This is a genomic window from Corallococcus sp. CA053C (genome assembly GCF_003611675.1).
In the GTDB taxonomy this organism is placed as follows: Bacteria; Myxococcota; Myxococcia; order Myxococcales; family Myxococcaceae; genus Corallococcus.
In genome coordinates this window covers 1-1,675 of sequence record NZ_RAWA01000755.1, presented here as the reverse complement: position 1 = coordinate 1,675, position 1,675 = coordinate 1, and the positions used below count along the sequence as shown (strand labels likewise).

Sequence of the window (1,675 nt, the reverse complement as noted above, 5' to 3'; positions counted from 1 at the left end):
CGGTAGGACCACGCCCGCCCCTCGTGCTCCCGGTACTCGGCCTCGCGGCCCATCGACTTGAGCGTGTCGTACAGGAAGGCGGAGTCGGAGCCCGACTCGAAGGCCAGGTGGATGCCGAGCACCGCCGACGCGAGCACGAAGACGCCCAGGCCGTTGCCCACCAGGAACAGGGCGAGGAAGACGACCTTGCACACGGCGGCGATGACGAGCGCGTGCTTGCGGCCCCACGTGTCCGCCACGACGCCGCTGGGGACCTCCAGCGCGAACTGGAAGACGGACTGCACCACGACGAGCAGCATGATCTCGCCGTAGTTCAGCCCTCGCGCCTGGTAGTACAGGATGGCGACCGGGAACCAGAAGCTGAGCGTGGACAGCAGCGAGTACGCGTAGAAGCGGGGCACATTGGGCGCGAGGTGCGCCGGGCTGGATGAGGACACGAAGGCTCCTGAAGAGAGTCGGTTGGAGGGAGTCACCCGGCCGCGCTGAAGGCCTTCTCGGGCGTCACCGCCGCGAGCCGCAGCGCCCACGCCTGGGCGACATACCCGGCGACCTGCGCGGGTGTCAGGCCCGTGGTGTCGACGTGCCGCTCACGCCACGCCGTCCCCACCGGGCGCGCCGCGCCGTCCGCCAGCCTCACCACCAGCCCGTCTCCCGGCACCCGGCCCGCGCCTTCCGGCCGGGTGTCCGCGAAGACGGAGGGACGCGCGCGGAGCACGACCTGGAGCAGCCCGCCGAGCTCTTCCCACACGGCCGGGTCACGCGACAGCTGCTCCTCGCGCGCTCGCAGCGCGGGCGTGGAAGGCTCCAGGTCGGCATCGTCGAGTCCCGGCTTCACCGCGCCCAGCTCCACGGCGCGGGCCAGCGCCGCGGCGACGGCCGCCAGGGATTGCCCGGGCGTCAGTGCTCCCTGACGGACCACCCGCCGCAGCAGCACCTCTGGCCGGAGCAGGGTCCAACCCAGCCGCGTCGCCAGCTCGTGCGCGGCCTGCTCGGTGAACGCGGGCGGGTGGCCGGAGAGGACGCAGTGACGCTCCGGGGCGGCGGGGGCGCCCAGCAGCCGGACCGACTCCTCGTTGGTCTCGCGGTGCTCCGAGGGCGGCGCATCCAGGGGCACCCAGCGCGCGCCGCGCTCCTCGAGCACCCGGTGCAGCTCCGAGCGCACGAAGTGCCGCCGCACGTTGCCGCCGCCAAAGCCCCAGGTGGACGCGGGCGTGGCCCCTGCCTCCTGGTACACGTAGCGGTCCGTCTCCACGAGCTGCTCCGCGGGAGGACGCCGCTCCAGCCGGGTGATGAAGCCGGTGCGCTCCACCAGGTCGCATGAGATGGGCACCACGTGGGCATGGGCGTGGGTGTCACCCCGGTCCGCGCAGTGGAAGCGGCAGATGGCGGAGCGCCCGTGCTCGTACACGCCCACCTCGCCGAACACCGCGTGAAGGCGCGCGGCGACCTCCTGCTGGGCCAGGCGGAAGCGCAGGTAGTCCAGTCCGTCGAGGTCCTCCGCGGAAGGGACGTGGGCTTCGGACACCACCAGGACGTGGCCGACCAGCGCCGGCCGCGCGTCGCACAGCACGCGCGCCCCGGGCGTGGTGAACAACAGCCGCTCGTGGCCGGCGATGCGACAGAAGGGACAATCACTCACGGCCAGGCTCCTGGGAGGGGGTGCGCGGTGGGATGC

The 1,675-nt window shown here is 73.0% G+C and carries 2 protein-coding genes; both read right to left on the bottom strand.

Annotated elements, in window-relative coordinates:
• Positions 1-437: MFS transporter (locus tag D7V97_RS42860; RefSeq protein WP_147445253.1), on the bottom strand; the 437-nt coding region annotated here is incomplete at its 3' end.
• A 32-nt stretch (positions 438-469) separates the two neighbouring features.
• Positions 470-1,639, bottom strand: coding sequence for an HIT family protein (locus D7V97_RS42855; RefSeq protein ID WP_120616251.1), 1,170 nt, complete (start codon positions 1,637-1,639; stop codon positions 470-472).
• Positions 1,640-1,675 lie beyond the last annotated feature (36 nt).